The organism is Paraplanobispora siamensis, assembly GCF_016863175.1.
GTDB classification, from domain to species: domain Bacteria; phylum Actinomycetota; class Actinomycetes; order Streptosporangiales; family Streptosporangiaceae; genus Planobispora; species Planobispora siamensis.
The window spans coordinates 100,883-122,846 of the sequence record NZ_BOOJ01000018.1 but is presented as its reverse complement, the minus strand read 5'-3'; the positions used below and the strand labels follow the sequence as shown (position 1 = coordinate 122,846).

At 74.3% G+C, this 21,964-nt stretch carries 7 protein-coding genes; all 7 read left to right on the top strand.

Annotated elements, in window-relative coordinates; genetic code table 11:
* Nucleotides 1-486 precede the first annotated feature (486 nt).
* Genes Psi01_RS09575 through Psi01_RS09545 form a run of 7 tightly spaced genes read left to right on the top strand, consistent with a single transcriptional unit; the run spans nucleotide 487 to nucleotide 21,893 of the window.
* A complete protein-coding gene (locus Psi01_RS09575) occupies nucleotides 487-2,010 on the top strand; it encodes a thioesterase domain-containing protein (RefSeq protein WP_204063594.1) in 1,524 nt (507 codons plus the stop codon).
* On the top strand, nucleotides 2,007-6,782 hold the full coding sequence (locus tag Psi01_RS09570) for a non-ribosomal peptide synthetase (RefSeq protein WP_204063593.1): 4,776 nt from the start codon (nucleotides 2,007-2,009) through the stop codon (nucleotides 6,780-6,782). Before Psi01_RS09575 ends, Psi01_RS09570 begins: the two co-directional genes overlap by 4 nt.
* Entirely contained in the window at nucleotides 6,779-12,172 is a 5,394-nt protein-coding gene (locus tag Psi01_RS09565; protein WP_204063592.1) for a type I polyketide synthase, read from the top strand. The genes Psi01_RS09570 and Psi01_RS09565 overlap by 4 nt, the downstream gene beginning before the upstream one ends.
* Nucleotides 12,169-12,366: an MbtH family protein gene (locus Psi01_RS09560; RefSeq protein WP_204063591.1), complete on the top strand. Its 198-nt coding sequence runs from the start codon at nucleotides 12,169-12,171 to the stop codon at nucleotides 12,364-12,366. The genes Psi01_RS09565 and Psi01_RS09560 overlap by 4 nt, the downstream gene beginning before the upstream one ends.
* Nucleotides 12,363-15,545 (top strand): non-ribosomal peptide synthetase, encoded by a 3,183-nt coding sequence (locus Psi01_RS09555; RefSeq protein WP_204063590.1) that lies wholly within the window; start codon nucleotides 12,363-12,365, stop codon nucleotides 15,543-15,545. Before Psi01_RS09560 ends, Psi01_RS09555 begins: the two co-directional genes overlap by 4 nt.
* Nucleotides 15,542-18,763, top strand: a complete 3,222-nt coding sequence (locus tag Psi01_RS09550; protein ID WP_204063589.1) for a non-ribosomal peptide synthetase — start codon at nucleotides 15,542-15,544, stop codon at nucleotides 18,761-18,763. Before Psi01_RS09555 ends, Psi01_RS09550 begins: the two co-directional genes overlap by 4 nt.
* The gene (locus tag Psi01_RS09545) at nucleotides 18,756-21,893 is read left to right on the top strand and encodes a non-ribosomal peptide synthetase (protein ID WP_204063588.1); all 3,138 of its coding nucleotides are present in this window, start codon (nucleotides 18,756-18,758) and stop codon (nucleotides 21,891-21,893) included. Before Psi01_RS09550 ends, Psi01_RS09545 begins: the two co-directional genes overlap by 8 nt.
* Nucleotides 21,894-21,964 lie beyond the last annotated feature (71 nt).

Sequence of the window (21,964 nt, the reverse complement as noted above, 5' to 3'; positions counted from 1 at the left end):
CGCCGCGCATGCGAATAAGGCTCGGACCATGCCATCTCCCAAGTTGACTGGCGAATCAACTTAAGTGCGACGCTTTCTGTCGATTCGGACGGCCCCACTCGACATAGGGAAGACCGGAACTCTCTTTTCGGCCGCTCTCTCTAGGATGATCATCTGTAACGGTGAGTGTCCGCCGCGACGCGGCGGCGGGATCGAGGCGCCCCGAAGGCCAGCTCCAATCCCTTCCGGAACCTGTGTGACCTCGCTCTTGTCCGGTCCCGGACAGCGGAGGTACCGATTTGCGGCGATGCCCGAAACCTCTATTTCGACATTGATTGAAATTTCATCCCTTGACTACATTTCAGCCGAAATAATAGGAAGAGCGTGGCTTGGCACAGACAGATCCTCTGCGGGACGACCCCCGTCCGAGCGATTCCTTCATCCGCTGTTCGAGCGACGATCTCGCACGGGCCGGCGGGCCCCGTCTGGAGGTGACTTCGCGTAGCGATGCGAGAGGAAAACGCGTTACCGGACCCGCCGTTCGCCTCGCTGACGCGCTACCCGCCCGACGCTCCCCTGCTGTTCTGCCTCCCCTACGCGGGCGGTGACGTCTCGGCCTTCTGGTCCTGGCGACAGGCCTTCGACGGTGCCTTCGACGTCCGGGTGGTGACGCTCCCGGGCCGGGCCGGCCTGGTCGCCGAGCCGGGGGCGCTGGCCCCCGAACCCATCGCCCGCGCCGTCGCCGCCCACCTCGCCGCCCACCTCGCCGCCCACCTCGCCGCCCCGGTCCCCCACGCCGCGGACCGGCACCCGCCGTACGCGATCTACGGGCACAGCATGGGCGCGCGGCTCGCCTTCGAGGTGGTGCGCGAGCTGCGGCGGCTGGGCGTCCACCCGCCACGGCGCCTGTACGTCGGCGCCGCGCACCCGCCGGAGCGCCAGGAGACCCTGGCCCGCTGGACGGGCCTGGACGACGAGGAGCTCATCGAGGAGCTGATCAACCGGCTCGGCGCGCCCGAGGCGCTGCGGTCGCAGCCGGAGGTCAAGACGCTGCTCGTCCCCGCCCTGCGCACCGACATGGCGTGGCTGCGCGGCTACCGTCACACCCGGCAGGAACCCCTCGGCCATCCGATCGTCGCCTTCGCCGGCGCGCACGATCGCGAGGTGGTAGATCCGGAGATGCTCGGCTGGGCCCGCCACACCTCCTCCTGGTTCCGCCTGCACACCCTCGACGCCGGCCACCTGTTCCTCAACACCCACGGCGCGCGGGTGGCCGAGGCGATCATCGAGGACTTCCACGGCGCCGGTTCCCCCGAGCGGCCCGGCGAGGACGAGGTGCACGTCTGGCTGGCCGACCTGACGCGGCTGCCCGAGGCGTGCGAGGCGACGGACGAGCTGTCCCCCAGGGAGGCCGGGCGAGCGGCCCGGTTTCGGCACCGGGAGCACCGGGACTGGTACGTGGGCCGCTGCGTGGTGCTCAGGCGGCTGCTGAGGGACTACGGCGTCGAGACCGGCGTCGAGGAGCTGCGCACCAGGCCCGGCGGCAAGCCGTACACCGGGACCGATCTGACCTTCAGCCTGAGCCAGTCGGGCGGCCTGGTCCTGGTGGCCCTGGCCTGGGGGCACGAGGTCGGCGCGGACGTCGAGCGCCTGCGCCCGCTCGCCAACGAGCGGGCGTTCTGCGAGGGCGCGCTCGACGAGCGGGAGGCAGCCGAGTTCGCGGCGCTGCCCGAGGAGATGCGGCTGCCCAGTGCGTTGCGCACGTGGACGGCCAAGGAAGCGGTGCTCAAGGCGAGCGGGGACGGGCTGCGGGTGGATCCGGCCCTGTTCGGGTTCGCCGGGCAGCAACCGGGGGCGGCGTGGATTCCGGACACGGCGCCCGAGGTGGCGAGGCTGGCGGAGTGGCGGGTGACGCACCTGCCGCTGGGGCGGGCGATCGGTGCCGTCGCCGTCCGCTCCCCCCGCTTCCGCCTGCGTTTCGAGACGGTACGGCAAGGCCCGCAACCGCACCGCGTGGAGGCCGCAGGATGACGTTGACCCCGCTTCGCCCGAACTGGACGCACGGGCCCGGGCACACGCCGCCGGACGGATCGCTGGGCGAGCTGATCCTGGCGCAGGCCGCGCGGACACCGGACGCGCCGGCGATCAGGCAGTGGGACAGCACGCTGACCTACGCCGAGCTGGTCGCGCGCGCCGCTGACCTGGCGTCCCGGCTCGCCGGGCTCGGGATCGGGCCCGAGACCCAGGTGGGCCTGTGCGCGCGGCGCACCCCGCTGATGCCGGTGGCGGTGCTCGGCGTGCTGCTGGCCGGGGGCGCGTACGTGCCCCTGGACCCGGGACACCCCCGCGCGCGGCTGGAGGAGGTGCTCGACGACGCCGGGATCGCGGTGGTCGTCGTGGACGGGACGGGCGCGGAACTGCTCGACGGCTGCGGCCGCGTGCTAGTCGGGATCGCGGACACCGGGAACGCCGAGGCCGAAAACGCCGGGGCCGCGAACGGCAGGGCCGAAAACGCCGGAACGGTGCGCCCGGCGGGGCCGGCCGCCCTGCAGAACGCCGCCTACGTGCTCTACACCTCGGGCTCCACCGGGCGGCCCAAGGGCGTGGTCGTCAGCCACCGCAGCGTCGTCGCCTTCACCAGCGCGACCGTCGCGCACTTCGGCCTGGACGGGTCCTGCCGGTCGATCGCCTTCTCCGCCCTCGGGTTCGACGTCTCGGTGCTGGACATGCTGGCGCCGCTCACCGCGGGCGGATGCGTGCAGCTGGTGCCAGACGAGGACCGGGTGGACCCGGCCAGGTTGCAGCGTTTCCTCGAAGAGCATGAGGTCACCTGGGGGTTCATCCCCCCGGCGCTCCTGCCGCTCGTCGATCCCGCCCGGCTGCCGCACCTGCGGGACCTGGTGACGGCGGGCGAGCCGCCCGGGCCCGAGCAGGTGGCCCGGTGGTCGGCGCACGCGCGCTTCCACAACTGGTACGGCCCGACCGAGTCGACGGTGTGCGTGGTCGGCGGGGCGTTCGACGGAGTGTGGCGGCGGCCGCTGCCGATCGGGCGGCCGCTGCGCGGCTGCCGGGCGCACATCCTGGACGAGGAGATGAACGAGTGCCCGCCCGGGGTGCCGGGCGAGCTGTTCATCGGCGGGCCGCAGGTCGGCCGCGGCTACCTGGGGCGGCCGGGGCTGACCGCCGAACGGTTCGTGCCCGACCCGTTCTCGGAGGAGCCGGGGGCGCGGCTGTACCGGACCGGCGACCACGTGGCGTGGGAGGACGACGGCAGCATCGCGTTCATGGGCCGCCTGGACCGGCAGGTGAAGGTCCAGGGGCAGCGGGTGGAGATCGGCGAGGTGGAGTCGGCGCTGCGGGCCCACCCCGGGGTGCTGCAGGCGGTGGTGGACTTCGCGGGCGAGCTGGTGGCCTACGTGACGCCGCGGGACGCGCCCGACCTGGCCGCCCTGCGCGAGGACCTGTCGGTACGGCTGCCGCCGTACATGCTGCCCAGCAGGCTGGTACGGCTGGACCTGCTGCCGCTGAACCCCTCGGGCAAGGTGGACCTCGCCGCGCTCAAGGCGACCGCCCGGAACGGGGACGCGGCCCGCAGCGGAGACGCGGCCGGGGAGGAGGGCGACGCCGGCGGGCTGGCCGGGATCTGGGCCCGCGTGCTGCAGGCGCCGGTGCCCGGCGACGAGGACGACTTCTTCGAGCACGGCGGCCACTCGCTGCGCGCGATGCGCCTGGTGGCCGCCGTCCGCGCGGAGCTCGGCCGGGAGGTCTCGGTCGAGGACGTCTACGCGGCGCGCACCTTCGGCGGGCTGAGCGCCCTGGTCGAGCGGGCCCCGCGCGGCACCGGCGGGACTCCGCCGACCGGCAGCCCGCCTGCCCTGTCGCCCGCCCAGCGCCGGATGTGGTTCGTGGAGCGGCTGGCGCCCGGCTCGGCGGCGCACAACATCGCGATGGCCGAACGCGTCCGCGGCCCGCTGGACCCGGCGGCGCTGCGCCGCGCGCTGACCGCGGTCGTCACGGCGCACGAGGTGCTGCGCTGGCGGGTCGGCGCGCGCGACGGGGTGCCCGAGGTGTCGGTGGCGCCGCCGTACGAGGTGGAGCTGCCGGTCCAGGAGGCCTCGCCGGAGGAGCTGTCCGGGCTGCTGGAGGCCGAGGCGCGGGCGAGGTTCGACCTGGCCGCGGGCCCGCTGCTGCGGGCGCGGCTGATCCGGCTGGCGCCCGAGGACCACGTCCTGTGCCTGACCGTCCACCACCTGGTCTTCGACGGCTGGTCGCAGGACGTCCTCTACCGCGACCTGGCCGCCGCCTACCGCGGGCAGGCCCTGGACGAGGCGGGCCACGGCTTCGCCGACTACGTGCGCTGGCTGCGCGAGCAGAACGACGCCACCGCCCTCACCTGGTGGCGCGACCACCTGCGGGACGCCCCGCTGGTGCTGGACCTGCCCAGGGACCGTCCCAGGCCGCCGGAGCAGACCTTCCGCGGGGCCGCCTGCCGCACCGAGCTGGACCCGGTGACGGCCGGGCGGGTCGGCGCGCTGGCGGCCAGGCTGGGCGCGACGCCCTACGCGGTGCTGCTGGCCGCCTTCGCCCGGCAGCTCGCCCGCCTGTCGGGCCGCGAGGACCTGGTGGTCGGCGCGGCCTACGCCGACCGGCCGCACGTGGCCTTCGACCGGCTGGTGGGCATGTGCGTGCAGGTCCTCCCGCTGCGGCTGCGACCGGCGGGCGGGTTCGAGGAGCAGGTGACGGCCTGCGCCCGGGAGCTCAACGCGGCGATCAGGCACCGGGACGTGCCGCTGACCCCGCTGCTGGAGTCTTTGCGGCTGCCGCGGGACCTGAGCCGCAACCCGATCACGCAGGTCCTGTTCAACATGTACAACTTCGCCGAGGCGAGGCTGGACCTGCCGGGCTGCGCGAGCGAGCCGCTGCGGCCCGGGCTGCCGGGCGCGCTGTTCGACGTGACCATGTACGTCAGCGAGCGCGCCGGCGGTTACGCGCTGGAGCTGGTCTACAACCCGGACCTCTACTCGGCCGAGCGGATGGACGCCCTGCTCGGCGACTACGTCGACCTGCTCGGCGAGCTGCTGACCGGGCACCGCGCGCCGCAGGCCCCGCAGCGCGAGCTGCCCGGGTGGGACGGGCCCGGCCTGCTGGACGGCACCGCCTACGAGAGCCTGCGGCGCAGGACCGTGGCCGCGATCCGGCGCGCCGGGGTCCGGCCGGGCGAGACGGTCGCCGTGCTGGCGGCCCGGGTGCCCGAGCTGCCGGGGCTGCTGCTCGGCGTGCTGGCCTCGGGGGCGCGATGGCTGATCGTCGACTCCGCCCACCCGCCCGCCGTACAGGAGCGGCAGGCCGCGGGGGCGAAGGCCGTGATCAGGTGCGCACCCGGGCTGGAGGGGCTGCCGGAGATCGTCCTCACCGACGAGGAGGACGACACGATCCATCCCGAGCGCGGCTACCTCTCGCTGACCTCGGGCACCACCGGCGACCCCAAGCCGGTCGTCACCACCGACCGCCCGCTGGCCCACTTCACCGACTGGTACGTCAGGACCTTCGGGATCACGCAGCAGGACCGGTTCGCGCTGCTGTCCGGGCTCGCGCACGATCCCGCGCTGCGCGACATGTTCGTCCCGGTCAGGGCGGGCGCGCAGTTGTCCGTCCCCGGCCAGGAACTGCTCCGCGACCCGGTACGGCTGGCCGCCTGGCTGCGCGAGCACGCGATCACCGTCCTGCACCTGACCCCGCAGCTCGCCGCGATGCTGGCGGGCACCGGCGCGACGCTGCCCGCCGTCCGGCTGGTCGGCATAGGCGGCGACCGCCTCACCTGGGCCGAGGCCGCCCGGATCGGGCGGCTCGCGCCCGCCGCCCGGCTGGTCGCCTTCTACGGCACCACCGAGACCCCGCAGGCCCACGCCTGGTACGAGCTGGGCGAGCCCACCGCGGACCCGGTGCCCGTCGGCAGGCCGGTCGAGGGCAGCGAGATCCTCGTCCTCACCGCGGACGGCCGCCGGGCCGCGATCGGCGAGCTGGGCGAGGTGGTCGTCCGCAGCCGCCACCTGGCCACCGGCTATCTCGACCCGGAGCTGACCCGGGAGCGGTTCGACGGCGACCGGTTCCGCACCGGCGACCTCGGCCGGCCCAACCCCGACGGCACCGTCACCCTGACCGGCCGCGCCGACGACCAGGTGAAGATCCGCGGCTTCCGGGTGGAGCTCGGCGAGGTGGAGGCCGCGCTGGCCGGCTGCCCGGACGTGCGGGCCGCCGCCGCCCGGGCCGAGGATGGGACGCTGACCGGCTACGTGGTGCCCGCCCGGCCCGGCCTGACCGCGCACCGGGTGCTGGAGCGGCTGCGCACGGTCCTGCCCGAGCACGCGGTGCCCGGCGAGGTGGTGCTGCTGCCCTCGCTGCCGCTGACCCCCAACGGCAAGGTGGACAGGGCCGCGCTGCGCCGCCCGCCGGTCCGGGCCACCGGGACGGCCGGCGGCAACGGCCACCTGGACGGGCCCACCCAGAAGGTGGTCGCCCAGGTCTGGCACGCGGTGCTGGGGGTGCCGCGGCTGCGGCCCGACGACAACTTCTTCGAGATCGGCGGACACTCGCTCGCCATGGCCGCCGTACAGGCTCGCCTGAAGGCGGCGACCGGCCGTGACATCCCGATCGTGGAGCTGTTCCGCCATCCCACGATCAGAACGCTCGCCGCCCACCTCGACGGCGGGGGCGGCAGCCCCGGCCTCGACAGGGCGGCCCGCCGCCTCGCCGTACGGCGGGACCGGCTGAGGAATCGCGACGAGAAAGGGACGACCGCATGACCGACGAACCCACGGTTGAGCCGATCGCAATCATCGGCTTGTCGTGTCGGGTTCCGGGAGCGGGTGACGCGCGGCAGTTCTGGCGCAACCTCGCCGACGGTGTGGAGTCGCTGACCACGTACACCCTGGACGAGCAGCGAGCGCTGGGGGTGCCCGAGACGACCCTGGCCGATCCGTCCTTCGTGCCCGCGGCGATGGTGATGGACGACCATCAGGACTTCGACGCGGCGTTCTTCGGCATGTCGATCAGAGAGGCCGAGCTGCGCGACCCGCAGCAGCGGCTGTTCCTGGAGCTGTCGCACACCGCCCTGGAGGACGCGGGTTACGACCCGTTCCGCTATCCGGGCGAGATCGGCGTCTACGCCGGGTCGGGCTCGGACTTCTACCAGTGGATCAACATCCGCAGCAACGCCCAGGTGGCGGCCAACGCCGGGTGGCTGGCCATCATGGTGGGCAACCACGTCGACTACTGCGCCACCCTCGCCTCCTACAAGCTCGACCTGCGCGGGCCCAGCTACACCGTGCACACCGCGTGCTCGACGGCGCTGGTGGCGATGCACATCGCGTGTGAGGCGCTGCGCAACGGCGAGTGCGACATGGCGCTGGCCGGGGCCGCCATGCTCGACCTGCCGCAGGGCCAGGGCTACATCTACGACCAGGACGGAATCGTCTCCCCCGACGGGCGCTGCCGGCCCTTCGACGCCGACGCCGCCGGCACGATCTGGGGCAGCGGCGGCGGCGTGATCGTGCTCAAGCGGCTGTCGGAGGCGATCGCCGACCGGGACAACATCCGCGCGGTCGTGCTCGGCAACGCGATCAACAACGACGGCGCGGGCAAGGTGGGCTTCTCCGCGCCGAGCATGGACGGGCAGGCCGCGGTCATCGCGCAGGCGCTCGGTGTGGGCGGGGTGGACCCGCGCACGGTCACCTACGTCGAGGCGCACGGCACCGGCACCGCGCTCGGCGACCCGATCGAGGTGGCGGCGCTGTCCAGCGTGTTCGCCCAGGACACGACCGACACCCAGTGGTGCGGCATCGGCTCGGTCAAGAGCAACATCGGCCACCTCGGGCAGTCGGCGGGCGCGGCCAGCGTGATCAAGGCGGTGCTGGCCCTGGAGAACAAGCTCATCCCGCCGACGCTGCACTACAAGAGCCCCAACCCGAAGATCGACTTCCCCGCGAGCCCGTTCTACGTGGTCTCCACCCCGCTCAAGTGGGAGCGCAACGGCTTCCCCCGCCGCGCGGGCGTCAGCTCCTTCGGCATCGGCGGGACCAACGCGCACGCCGTGCTGGAGGAGGCGCCGCCGCGCGAGCCGCTCCCCCGGCAGCGGCCCGCGCACCTGCTGAGGCTCTCGGCCAGGACCGAGGCCTCGCTCGCCGCGGCCAGGGAACGGCTGGCCGCGCACCTGGCCGAGAATCCGGACGTCGAGCTCGCCGACGTGGCGCACACCCTGCGGGTGGGACGGCGCGAGCTCAGACACCGGGCCACGGTGGTGGCCACCTCGCCCGCCGACGCGGTCGCCGCGCTGGCCGACCCCAAGCGGATCGTCTCCGGGGCCAAGCCGAAGCGGGCGCCCCAGGTGGCGCTGCTGTTCCCCGGGCAGGGCGCGCAGTACGGCGGCATGGCGGCCGAGCTGTACGAGAACGAGCCGGTCTTCCGCGAGGCCGTCGACGAGTGCTCGGCGATCCTGGACGTCAGGGAGCAGATCTTCGCCACCGGCGAGGAGGCCGACGAGCGGCTGCGGCAGACCTCGCTCACCCAGCCGGCGCTGTTCACCGTCGAGTACGCGCTGGCCAGGCTCTGGCTCTCGCTCGGCGTCGAGCCCGCGGCGATGATCGGGCACAGCATCGGCGAGTACGTGGCCGCGACCATCGCCGGGGTCTTCACGCTGCCGGACGCGCTGCGGCTGGTCGAGGCGCGCGGGCGGCTCATCCAGGGCATGCCGCCCGGGTCGATGCTGGCCGTGCAGCTCATGCCGGACGAGATCGCGCCGATGCTGCCCGACGACGTGTCGGTGGCCACGATCAACGGTCCCGGCACGTGCGTGGTGGCCGGGCCGTCGGCGTCGGTGCGCGAGCTGGCCGAGATGCTGGAGGAGGAGGGCATCGGCTGCACCCCGCTGCGCACCTCGCACGCCTTCCACTCGGCGATGATGGAGCCGATGCTCGGCGAGTTCCGCGCGCTGGTCGCGGCGACCGAGCTGAACGCGCCGAGCCTGCCGTTCCTGTCGAACGTGAGCGGCACGTGGATCACCGCCGCCGAGGCCGTCGACCCGTCCTACTGGGCCAGGCACGTGCGCGAGCCGGTGCGCTTCGGCGACTGCGTCGCGGCCCTGGTCGCCGACGGCGAGTGGATCATGATCGAGTGCGGGCCGGGGCGGCAGCTCTCCGGGCTGGTCAGGGCGCAGCTGCCGGCCGGCGCGCCCGCCCCGTTGCCGTCGCTGCCGGGGCCGCGGGACAAGGCCGGGGACGTGCAGGTGTTCTCGCAGGCCGTGGGCGCGCTGTGGGTGAACGGCGTCGAGCTGTCCGACTTCGGGGCGCCGGGCTACCGGGTGTCGCTGCCGGGCTACGCCTGGGAGCGGCAGCGGGCGTGGGTCGACCCCGACCCGCAGGGCAGCTTCGTCGGCGGGACCGCCATGCCGCAGCAGACGCACGGCAACCTGCCGGTCGAGCGGTGGTACGGGGTGCCGGTCTGGCGGCAGGCTCCGCCCGGCCCGGCCCGTCCGGCGCCGGTGACGCGGTGCCTGGCGTTCGTGGACGACGAGTCGGCCGCGCTGACGGCCGCGCTGCGCGCCTCGGGGGCCGAGGTGCTGGAGGTGCGCCGGGGCACGGGCTTCACCGCCGACGGCGACCGGTTCACGGTACGGCCGGCCGTACGGGAGGACTACGACGCGCTGCTCGAGGCCGTCGGCGAGGTGCCGGGACGCGTCGTCCACGCGTGGGCCGCGACCGGTCCCCGGGACACCTGGCAGGCGCAGGAGGACGGCTTCTTCGGCGTCCTCGCCCTGGTGCAGGCGCTGTCGGCGGCGCAGCCCGCGGGCGGCGTCCAGCTCGACCTGATCACCGCGGGCACGATGGACGTCACCGGCGGCGACCTGACCAGGCCGGAGCACGCGACGCTGGCGGCGTTCGCGCGGGTGGTGCCGCTGGAGACGCCGTGGTTGCGGGTGCGGCAGATCGACGCGCCGGACGCGGGGATCGACACGGGCTGGGCCCGGGCGGTCTCGGCCGAGCTGGGCAGGGAGGCCGAGCCCGGCGAGGCCGGACTGCTGGCCCCGGTCGGGCTGCGCGGCGGGCGGCGCTGGCTGCTCGGCTACGAACAGCTGGAGGTGGCCGACGAACCGGTCGAGCCGCGTGACGACCAGGTGTACGTGATCACCGGTGGTCTGGGCGGCATCGGCATCTCGCTGGCCCAGGACCTGGCCGACCGGGCGCGGGTGCGGCTGGTGCTGCTCTCGCGCGGCGGGTTGCCGGACGGGCCGCCGCGCTCGGCCCGCGAGGCCAGGGCGGCCGAGGCGATCGGCCGGATGCGGGAGGCGGGCGCGCAGGTGCTGTGCCTGGCTGCCGACGTCACCGACGCCGCCGACATGCGGCGGGTCAGGGACGAGACGCTGGCCGCGTTCGGCCGGGTGGACGTGCTCGTGCACGCGGCCGGTCTGCCGGGCGGCGGCATGGCCGAGATCAAGGAGCGGGAGGCGGCCGAGGCCGTGCTTCGGCCCAAGGTGCTCGGCACGCTCGCGCTGCAGGCCGCCTTCGGCGATCTGGAGCTGGAGGCGGTGGTGTTCTGCTCGTCGATCACCGCGGTGGCCGGCGGGTTCGGGCAGATCGACTACTGCGCCGCCAACAACTTCCTCGACGCGCACGCCCGCGCGGGTCACGGCTGGAACACCGCCCGGCTGGTCAGCGTGAACTGGGGCAGGTGGCTGGAGGTCGGCATGGCGGCGGAGACCGCGGCGCCGGCCGGGTTCGCCGCCCTGCAGCGCGGTGACCGGATCAAGGCGATCGACCACCCCGTGATCAACGCCAGGCACGAGGGCCAGGAGCTCGGCTGGTGCAGCGGCGTCCTGTCCCCGCAGACCCACTGGGTGCTGGACGAGCACCGCATCTCCGGGGTCTCGGTGCTGCCCGGCACCGGCCACCTCGAACTGGCCAGGACCTCCGCCGAGGCGGTGCTCCCCGGTGACGGGCTGATCGAGCTGCGGGACGTGGTCTTCGTCGAGCCGCTGTCGGTGGCCGACGGGGCCACCGCCGAGGTGCGGGTGATGTTCACCCCCGAGTCCGACGGCGCGGAGTTCCAGGTGCAGAGCATCGTCGGCGACTCCCACCGCACCCACGCCCGCGGCGTGGCCGCCAAGGTGCACCCGGCCCCGGCCGACCGCGTGGACCTCGGGGTGATCATGGATCGGTGCGCGCCCTCGCCCGACGGCCAGGGCGGGGTGCCGCTGTCCGGGCTGCTGACGCTCGGCGCCCACTGGGGCCGGAACCTGAGCGACGCCTACATCGGGCAGGGCGAGGTGCTCGGCCTGTTCGAGGCCGACGAGGTGGTGCTGCAGGACCTGGACCGGTGGGGGCTGCACCCGGCCATGCTGGACAGCGCCACCTCCTTCAGCTGGGTGGAGGTCCAGGGCAACTACCTGCCGCTCGGCTACGGCCGGATCACCGTACGGGACGCCATACCCGAGGCGTTCTGGAGCCACGTGCGCATCACCGGCAGCGACACCGACGAGGTGCTGGCCGTGGACGTGACGCTCATCGCGCCCGACGGCACCGTGCTGGTGCAGATCTCCGACTACGTGCTGCGCCGCATCGACAGCGGGGCCGTGGCCGCCGGGGTGGCCGCCGAGGCCGACTCCCAGCGCGCCGGCACCTCGGCGGCGACCCCGGAGGACGCCGTCGGCATCAGGCCGGCCGACGGCGCGCAGGCGCTGCGCAGGCTGCTGGCCGTACCGCTCGGGCCGCAGGTCGTGGTGGCGGCCACACCGGTCGCCGAGCTGATCGCCGGGGTCGGCTCGCTGACCCAGGAGACGGTCGAGTCCGAGCTCGATCCGGCCGCCGTCACCGACCGGCAGGCCAAGTCCCCCGGCGAGGGGTACGTCGCGCCGCGGAGCGAGGTGGAGGCCACCATCGCCAGGCTGTGGGGCGAGGTGCTCGGCGGCGATCACATCGGCGTCGACGACGACTTCTTCGAGCTGGGCGGCAACTCCCTGATCGCGGTCCAGCTCATCGCCCTCATCCGCAAGGAACTGGGCGTCCGGCTGCCGATGCGCAGCCTGTTCGAGGAGCCGACGGTGGCGGGGGTGGCGGGGCTCATCGACGAGGCCGGCCGGGCGCCCGCCGCCGAGCCGGCCGGTCAGACCATCCCACGGCTTCCGCGGAGGAGCGAGCAGTGAGTGACGTGAAGGTCGTGCTCAACGACGAGGAGCAGTACTCGATCTGGCCGGTGGGCAGGGACAACCCCGCCGGCTGGTACGACGCCGGGTTCTCCGGCACCAAGGACGAGTGCCTGGCCCACATCGAGCAGGTCTGGACCGACATGCGGCCCAGGAGCCTGCGGGAGGCCATGGCCGGAGAGGGCGCCAGGTGAACCAGGCGAGCGATGTCTTCCCGGCCTCGTCCGGTCAGGAGCGCATGTGGTTCCTGGCCCGCTTCGAACCCGACCTGGCCGTCTACAACATCGGCATGCTGATGCCGATGTCCGCCCGGCAGCCGGTGGACCCGCGCCGCCTGGAGCAGGCCATCGACATGGTCGTGCAGAGGCACGAGGCGCTGCGGACCACGTTCGAGTTCAGGGACGGGCAGGTCGTGCAGATCGTCAGCGGCTCCGCGCCTCCCGCCCGGCTCGTCGAGACCGATCTGACCCACCTGCCGGCGGCCGAGCGTGAGGCGGAGCTGAAGCGGCTGGCCAGGGCCGACTCGGCGGCGCCGTTCGTACTGGAGCAGGCGCCGCTGTGGCGGGGCAGGCACGTCCGGATGGCCGACGACGATCTGCGGCTGGTCATCGTCTTCGACCACACGGTGTTCGACGGCGTCTCCAGCATGATCTTCATTGACGAGCTGGAGGAGTGCTACGACGCGATCGGCGAGGACAGGGCGCCCAAGCTGGCCGACCTGCAGATCCAGTTCGCCGACTTCGCGGTGTGGCAGCGCGGCCGCCTCACCGGCGAGTTCCTGGAGTCCGAGCTGGCGCACTGGCGGGAGCGGCTCGCCGGGATCCCCGCCGACCTGGGCCTGCCGGGCGACCGGCCGCGCCCGGCCCGCCGTACCTACCGGGGCGAGGCGTTCCTGGGCGTCTACTCCCCCGAGCTGAGCTCCGGGCTGGAGCGGCTGGCCAAGGACCTCAACACGACGCTGTTCACGGTGATGCTCACCGCCTACGCGGCCGTGCTGTCGCGCTGGTCGGGCGTGGACGACATCGTGGTGGGCACCCCGATCGCCGGGCGGCTGCTGCCGGAGACCGAGCCGGTCATCGGGATGTTCGTCAACGCGGTGCCGCTGCGCGTGGACCTGTCGGGCTCGCCGAGCTTCCGCGAGGCGGTCGCGCGGGTGCGCACCACGGTGGCCGAGGCGCTGGACCATCAGGAGCTGCCGTTCGAGCGGCTGGTGGAGGACCTGCAGCCGACCCGCGACCTGAGCGTGCCGCCGCTGTACCAGGTGATGTTCAACCTCGCCTCGGGCACCAACGAGGGGCAGGTCGCCAACGGCAGCGCGAAGGTCGACATCCAGCTCGACCTGAACATGCGGGACGGCAGGCTGCACACCCGGCTGGAGTACGCCACCGACCTGTTCGACCACGGGACGATCGAGCGGTTCGACTCCCAGTTGCGCACGCTGGTCGAGGGCCTGGTCGCCGATCCGGATCTGGCGGTGCGGGCGCTGCCGCTGCTCACCGCGGAGGAACGGGAGCGGGTGCTCGCACTCGGCGCCTCCGAGGACCTCGCGGTGCCGGAGGGCACGCTGTCGGCGCTGATCGAGGCGCAGGCGGCGGCCACGCCCGGCGCGCCGGCCGTCGTCTTCGGCGACGTCACCCTGACCTACGCCGAGCTGAACGCCCGCGCCAACCGGCTGGCCCGCTGGCTGCGCAAGATCAGGGTCGGGCGCGGCGATCCGGTCGCGGTCTGCGCCGAGCGCTCGCCCGAGCTGGTCGTGGCGCTGCTCGCGGTGCTCAAGGCGGGCGGCGCGTACGTGCCGCTCGACCCCGAGTACCCGCGGCACCGGCTGGCGTTCATGCTGGCCGACAGCGGCGCCAGGGTGCTGCTGACCCAGCGCCACCTGCGGGAGGCGCTGCCCGGGGGCGTGGCCAAGCCGGTGTTCCTGGAGGACGACTTCGACCAGCCGTCCGAGGACCTGGACCCGGTCACCGGGCCGGACGACGCCGCCTACCTGATCTACACCTCCGGCTCCACCGGCCGGCCGAAGGCCGTGGTCAATTCCCACCGCGGCATCGTCAACCGGCTCGCCTGGATGCAGGACAGGTTCGGGCTCACCCCGACCGACGTGGTCATGCAGAAGACGCCGACCAGCTTCGACGTGTCGGTGTGGGAGTTCTTCTGGCCGCTGACCCAGGGCGCGGTCCTGGTCCCGGTACGGCCGGGCGGGCATCGCGATCCCAACCACCAGCGCGACCTGATCAAGCAGCACGGGATCACCACGATGCACTTCGTGCCCTCGATGCTGGCGCTGTTCCTGGAGGAGCCCGGCATCGAGTCGTGCACGTCGCTGCGGCGGGTGGTGTGCAGCGGTGAGGAGCTGCCCCCGCGGATGGCCGCCCGCTTCCTGGAGCGGCTGCCCGGCGCCGAGCTGCACAACCTGTACGGCCCGACCGAGGCGGCCGTCGACGTCACCGCCTGGAAATGCGAGGACGTCGAGGGACGCACCACGCTGCCGATCGGCCGGCCGATGCCGGGCTGCCGGCTGCACGTGCTCGACGAGCGGCTGGAGCCGATGCCCGTCGGCGTGCCGGGACACCTGCACATCGGCGGCGTCCAGGTCGCCCGCGGCTACGCGGGCCGGCCCGGGCTGACCGCCGAGCGCTTCGTGCCCGACCCGTACGGCCCGCCGGGCTCCCGGCTGTACGCCACCGGTGACCTGGCCAGGCTCCGGCCCGACGGCGAGCTGGAGTTCCTGGGCCGGATCGACGACCAGGTGAAGGTGCACGGCTGGCGGGTCGAACCGGGCGAGGTGGAGGCGGTGCTGGCCGAGGACCCGCGCGTGCGGCGGGCCGTGGTGGCGCTGCGCGACGACGCGCCGGGCGGGCGCGGGCTGGTGGCGTACGTGGACTGGACGGGCGAGCCCGCCGAGCTGGCCCACGCCATGCGCGGCACGCTGGCCCGCAAGCTGCCTCCGCCGCTGCTGCCGCAGGCGTTCGTCCAGGTGACGGAGTTCCCGCTGGGGCCGAGCGGCAAGCTCGACCGGGACGCGCTGCCGCCGCCCACCGGGTCCGGCCGCGCCGACCTGGGCACCGCCTACGCCGAGCCCGGCACGCCGCTGGAGGCCGAGCTGTGCGCCCTCTGGGGCGAGCTGCTGGGCCGCGACCGGGTGGGCGTGAACGACGACTTCTTCGAGCTGGGCGGGCACTCGCTGCTGGCGGTGTCGCTGGTCACCCGGTACCGGGAGATCTACGGGATCGAGATGGACCTGCGGGACTGCTTCGAGCTCACCACGGTGGCCGAGCAGGCGCTGGCCGTACTGGAGTTGCAGCTCGGGGACGCCGCCGAGCTGGAGGCGCTGCTGGCGGATGACCCTGTGGAGGACGCGGACGCATGAGTGACATGCGGGAACGGCTGGCGCGGCTGAGCCCGGAGCAGCGCGCGGCGCTGGAGCGCAGGCTCCGGGACCGGGGGCCGGTGCGCGCGGCGGGCATCCCGCCGCGCCCCGACCCGGACGGACCGGCGCCGCTGTCCTACGGGCAGGAGCGGCTGTGGTTCCTGCAGCGGCTGGATCCCTCCGACGCCTCCTACAACATGTACATGGTGCAGCGGCTGCGCGGCCGGCTCTCGGCCGAGGCACTCGGGTACGCCATGGACACGCTGGCGGCGCGGCATCCGATGCTGCGGGCCCGCTTCCCGTCCGAGGCGGGCCGGCCGGTGCTGGTGGTCGATCCGTCGGTGAAGCTCGAACCGGTGCTCGTGGACCTGGGCGACGTCCCGGCCGCCGAACGGGAGGAGCGGGCCACGGCGCTGGTCGCCGAGCTCACCAACGCCCCGTTCGACCTGGCGGCCGGGCCGCTGGTGCGGGTGCACCTGCTGGTGCTGTCGGAGACCGACCACGTGCTCTGCCTGGTGCTGCACCACATCGTGGCCGACGGCTGGTCGCTGAAGCAGCTCCTGGGCGAGCTGGCCGCCTGCTACACGGCCGGTCTGCGCGGAGGCCGGGCGGACCTGCCGGAGCCGTCGCTGGACTACCGGGACTTCGCGGCCTGGCAGCGTTCCCGCGAAACGTCGCAGCGCGACCTCGACTACTGGCGCGCCCGGCTGGCCGGGCTGGAGCCGCTCGAACTGCCGGTGGACCGGCCCCGCCCGGCGGTGCGCAGGCCCAGCGGCGACTACCGGGCGCGCAGGATCGGCGCCGAGCTGACCGCGCGGCTGGAGCGGCTGGCCCGCGACGAGCGGTGCACGCTGTTCATGGTGCTGCTGGCGTCCTACCAGACGCTGCTGTGGGCGCACTCCGGGCAGGACGACATCGCGGTCGGCTCGGTGACCGCCGGGCGCGACCGGCCCGAGCTGCGGGACGTCGTCGGCTTCTTCCCCGAGACGCTGGTGCTGCGCGGCGACCTGTCGGGCGACCCGGCCTTCCGCGACCTGCTCGCCCGCACCAGGGCGACGGTCCTGGACGCCTTCGCCCACCAGGACATCCCCTTCGAGCGCCTGCTCAACGACCTCGGCGTACGGCGCGACCTGAGCACGACGCCGCTGTTCCAGGCGATGTTCGTGATCCAGGACAAGGACGCCTCCGCGCTGCCGCTGCCGGGGATCGAGGTGGAGGTCTTCGACCCGGGGGCGGCGCAGGCCAAGTTCGACCTGATGCTGGACGTCACCCAGCGCGAGGGCACCCTGTACGCGCTGCTCTCCTACGCCGCCGACTTGTTCGACGGGGAGACGGCGGTGCGGCTGCTGCGCCGGTGGGAGCGGGTGCTGGAGGCGGTGGCCGACTCCCCCGAGGCGCCGCTGTCGGCGTTGCGGGCCGCGATGCTGCTGCCGGAGGACCGGCTGCCGGCCGGTGAGCCGGGCGCCGTGACGGATCGCGACGTGATCGCGCTGTTCGAGGAGCGGGCCCGGCTCTCGCCGTCCGCGGTCGCGGTCACCCAGGGCCCGCGCCGGGTGACCTACGCCGAGCTGGACTCGCTCGCCTCCCGGCTGGCCGGGAGGCTGGCCGCGGCCGGGGTGGGACCGGAGACGGTGGTGGGCCTGTGCGCCCGCCGGTCGGTGGAGCTGGTCGCCGGGATGCTGGCGGTGGGCAAGGCGGGCGGCGCCTATCTGCCGCTGGACCCCGGCTACCCGGCCGAGCGGCTGCGGTGGATGCTGCGGGACGCCGGGGCCGGGCTGCTGCTGGCGCAGGACGGCCTGCTGGAGTGCGACCTGCCGGTGATCCCGCTCGACGACCCGGGCGAGAACTCGGGCGAGGACCACGCGGGACTTCCCGGCGGTGCGGATCCCGGGGCGCTGGCGTATGTGATCTACACTTCGGGCTCCACCGGGCGGCCCAAGGGCGTGGAGGTGCCGCGCGGGGCGCTGGCCGCGCGGGTGAACTGGATGCGGGACGAGTACGGCGTCGGCCCCGGCGACCGGGTGCTGCAGTTCGCCTCGGCGAGCTTCGACACCCACGCCGAGGAGATCTACCCGGCGCTGGCGGCGGGGGCCGAGCTGGTCCTGTGCCCGGACGAGCCGCTGCCGGACTTCCTGAAGACCCCCGAGGGCGCCGCGCTGACCGTCATCGACCTGCCCACCTCCTACTGGCAGGAGCTGCTCGCCGCCGGCGTCGCCTGGCCGCCGGGGCTGCGGCTGCTCATCCTCGGCGCCGATCCGCTGCCGGGCCCGGCCCTGGCCGCCTGGTACGCCTCCGGGCCGCCGGCGGCCCGGCTGGTCAACAGCTACGGCCCCACGGAGACGACGATCATCGCGACCACCGCCGAGCTCGACCCGGCGGAGTCCGCGCGGCGGCCGACCGTGGGCCGCCCGCTGCCGGGCACCACGCTGGAGGTGCTCGCCCCCGACGGCGGCCCGGTCCCGCCGGGCGCCGCGGGCGAGCTGTACATCGGCGGCGCGGGCGTGGCCCGCGGCTACCGCAGCGCCCCCGCGCTGACCGCCGAGCGCTTCCTGCCCGGCCCGGACGGCACCCGTCGTTACCGCACCGGCGACCGCGCCCGCTTCCGCCTGGACGGGAAGCTGGAGATCCTGGGCCGGCTCGACCGGCAGGTGAAGGTGCGCGGCTACCGGGTGGAGCCCGGCGAGATCGAGTCCTGCCTGCTGGCGCACCCGGCGGTGGCCCGGGCGACCGTGGTGGTGCGCGACGGCGGCCTGATCGCCTACGCCGTACCCGGCGCGGACGGCGGGCCCGGCATGGAGACCGTCCTGCGCGGGCACCTTGCCGCCGAACTGCCGCCGCACATGGTGCCGGGGGCGATCGTGGTGGTGGACCGGATCCCGCTCACCCCGGGCGGCAAGGTGGACCAGGACGCGCTGCCGGCGCCCGAACGGCAGGCCGCCACCGGTTACGAGCCGCCCGCCACGGCCGCCGAGGAGCTGGTGTGCGCGGTCTGGGCCGAGGTGCTCGGGCTGGAGCGGGTGGGCGCGCTGGACGACTTCTTCCGGCTCGGCGGGCACTCGCTCCTGGCCACCAGGACCACGGCCAGGATCGCGGCCGCCGCGGACCTCGAGGTGCCGCTGAAGCTCACTTTCACCCATCCCACTCCGCGCGAGCTGGCCGCCGCGCTCGAACGGCTGGCCGAGGCGGAGTTCGACCGGGAGGCAAGCGCGCGTGGATGAGCGCAGGGCCCGGCTGGAGGCGCGCTTCCGCAAGGCCGTGACCGGGCTGAACACCGAGCGGCCGATCGCGCGCCGGCCCGGGGGGACGGCGCCGCCGCTGTCGTTCGCGCAGGAACGGCTGTGGTTCATGGAGCAGTTCACCCCCGGCACGAGCGCGTACGTGCTGCCCGTATCCGCCCGCCTGCGCGGGCCCGTCGACGTGGCGCTGCTCCAGGAGCGGCTGGACGCCCTGGCGGCGCGGCACGAGAGCCTGCGGATGACCTTCCCGGCCGGGCCGGACGGGCGGCCCGAGGTGCGGATCGCCGAACGCCTGCGGGTGCCGCTGCGGGTCGTGGCGGCGGCCTCGGAGCAGGAGGCCCGGCAGGTGCTCGGCGCTGACCTCGCGCTCCCGTTCGACCTGGCCGCCGGCCCGTTGCTGCGCGCCGTACTGGTACGGCTGGCGCCCGGCGACCACGTGCTCCTGGTCGCCGCCCACCACATCGTGACCGACGGCTGGTCCGCCGACCTGATCGTGCGTGAACTGCTGGGCGAGGCGGGCCCGGCCCCCGAGATCGGCTACGGCGACTACGCGCTGTGGCAGCGGGAACGGCTGACCGGCGAGGTGCTCGACCGCGAGCTGGCGTTCTGGCGCGCGGAGCTGGCCGGGGTGGCGCCGCTGGACCTGCCGCTGGACCTGCCGCGCCCGCCGGTGCAGGGAGTGCGGGGCGGCTGGTGCGATCTCACCGTGGACGCGGAGGTGACCGGGCGGCTGCGGAAGCTGGCCGCGGCGGAGGGGGCGACGCCGTACATGGCGTTGCTGGCCGCCTTCCAGGTGCTGCTCGGCCGGTGGTCGGGAGCGAGCGACTTCGTGGTGGGCTCGCCGGTGGCCGGGCGGAGCAGGCCGGAGTTCGAGTCCGTGGTCGGGTTGTTCGTCAACCTGCTGCCGATGCGGGCCAGGCTGGCCGGGAACCCCGGCTTCGCCGAGTTGCTCCGCCGTACCAGGGACGCGACGCTGGAGGTCTACGAGCACCAGGAGCTGCCGTTCGAGAAGCTGGTGGCCGAGCTGGACCCGGTGCGCGACGTGAGCAGGCCGTACCTGCAGGTGCTGTTCGCGCTGCAGAACTACCGGGCCGGCGGCGAGGGGTTCGAGCTGGGCACCGCGACCACCCGCTTCGATCTGGAGCTGTACCTCACCGAGTCCGGCGACGGGCTGGCGGGGCGGTTCGTCTACAACCGGGAGCTGTTCCTGCCGGAGACGGTGCGGCGGCTGGCGCAGCGGTTCGAGGCGCTGCTGCGCGCGGTCGCCGCCGGGCCCGAGGTGCCCGTGGGCGAGCTGGATCTCCTGCCGCCGCAGGAGCGGGAGCTGGTGGTGTCCCGCTGGAACGCCACCGACCGGGAGCACCCCGGCGGCACCCTGCACGAATTGATCTTCGCCCAGGCCGGACGCACCCCGCACGCCGTCGCCGTCCGCTACGACACCGACCATCTCACCTACCGGGACCTGACCCGGTACGCCCGTCACCTGGCCCGGCACCTGCGCGCCGCCGGCGCCCGCCAGGACCGGCCCGTCGGCGTCTGCCTGGAACGCGGCCTGCACCTGCCCACCGTCCTGCTGGGCGTCCTCACCGCCGGCTGCGCCTACCTGCCCCTGGACCCCGCCGACCCGCCGGCCCGCCGCCAGGCCATGCTCACCGACGCGGGCGCCACCCTGCTGATCACCGGCGCCCCCGACGGCCGCCTCCGGCTCACCCGCACCGACACCGGCGCCACCACCCCCCTGCCCCTGACCGGGCCCTCCGACGACCAGGCCGCGCCGCCCCGGGTGCATCCGGACAGCCTGGCCTATGTGATCTTCACCTCCGGCTCCACCGGCCGCCCCAAGGGGGTGGCCGTCTCCCACCGCGCCATCGTCAACCGCCTGCACTGGATGCAGGCCGCCTTCGGCCTCACCCCCGACGACCGCATCCTGCACAAGACCCCCACCACCTTCGACGTCTCGGTCTGGGAGCTGTTCTGGCCCCTGATCACCGGTGCCGGCATGGTCGTCGCCGCCCCCGGCGGTCACCGCGACACCGCCTACCTGCGCGACCTCATCACCCGCCAGGCCGTCACCACCGTCCACTTCGTGCCCTCCATGCTGGAGGCCTTCCTCCTCGAGGAGGACGTCCGCCTGCCCGCCCGCGTCATCTGCTCCGGCGAGGCGCTCCCGGCCGGGATCGAGTGGCCGGCGGGGACCGAGCTGCACAACCTGTACGGCCCGACCGAGGCCGCGGTCGACGTCTCCTGGCACCGCTGCCTGCCGGGCGAGACGGTGGTGCCGATCGGGCGGCCCGTGGACAACACCCGGCTGTACGTGCTCGACGAGTCACTCCAGCCGGTGCCGGTCGGGGCGCCGGGCCAGCTCCACATCGGCGGCGTGCAACTGGCCCGCGGCTACACCGGCCGCCCCGCACTGACCGCCGAACGCTTCCTGCCCGACCCCTACGGCCCGCCCGGCTCCCGCCTGTACGCCACCGGCGACCTGGCCCGCTGGCTGCCCACCGGTGAGCTCGAATACCTGGGCCGAACCGACCACCAGGTCAAGATCCGCGGCATGCGCGTCGAACTCGGCGAGGTCGAGGCGGTGCTGCGGGAGCGGCCCGGCGTCAGGCAGGCCGCCGCCGGGCTCGTCGACGGCCGTCTGGTCGGCTATCTGGTCGGGGACGGCGGCGTTCCGGACCTTCGGGCCGTCCTGCCGGATTTCATGATCCCTGTCTCGTGGGTGCACCTCGACGAGCTGCCGCTCACCGCGAACGGCAAGCTCGACCGGGCCGCGCTGCCCGCCCCGGAGTGGCGGGCGGACCTGCCGTGGGAGCCGCCGCGCGCCGGCGCCGAGCAGACCGTGGCAGGCGTCTGGCAGGAGGTGCTCGGGCTGGAACGGCCCGGCCGGCACGACTCGTTCTTCGCGGTCGGCGGCGATTCCATCCGCAGTCTCAAGGTGGTGGCGGGGCTGCGCGCGGCGGGTTACGACGTGGAGCTGCGGCAGCTGTTCACGCACCAGTCCGTGGCGGAGCTGGCGACCGTCCTCCGCCCGCGCCGGGCCGTACCGAAGTCCGAAACGGGGGCGTTCGCCCTGCTCAGTCCCGCGGACCGGAAAAGGCTCATGGGATGATCGCCGGCGCCTGCCCTCCGACCCTCCACGAACCCCCGGTCGCCGACGCGGCCTCGAACACCAGAAAGCGG

Bases quoted from the DNA above. Each gene is read 5' to 3' on its own strand.
- Psi01_RS09575 (WP_204063594.1), top strand. From the start codon at position 487: ATGCGAGAGGAAAACGCGTTACCGGACCCGCCGTTCGCCTCGCTGACG.
- Psi01_RS09570 (WP_204063593.1), top strand. From the start codon at position 2,007: ATGACGTTGACCCCGCTTCGCCCGAACTGGACGCACGGGCCCGGGCAC.
- Psi01_RS09565 (WP_204063592.1), top strand. From the start codon at position 6,779: ATGACCGACGAACCCACGGTTGAGCCGATCGCAATCATCGGCTTGTCG.
- Psi01_RS09550 (WP_204063589.1), top strand. From the start codon at position 15,542: ATGAGTGACATGCGGGAACGGCTGGCGCGGCTGAGCCCGGAGCAGCGC.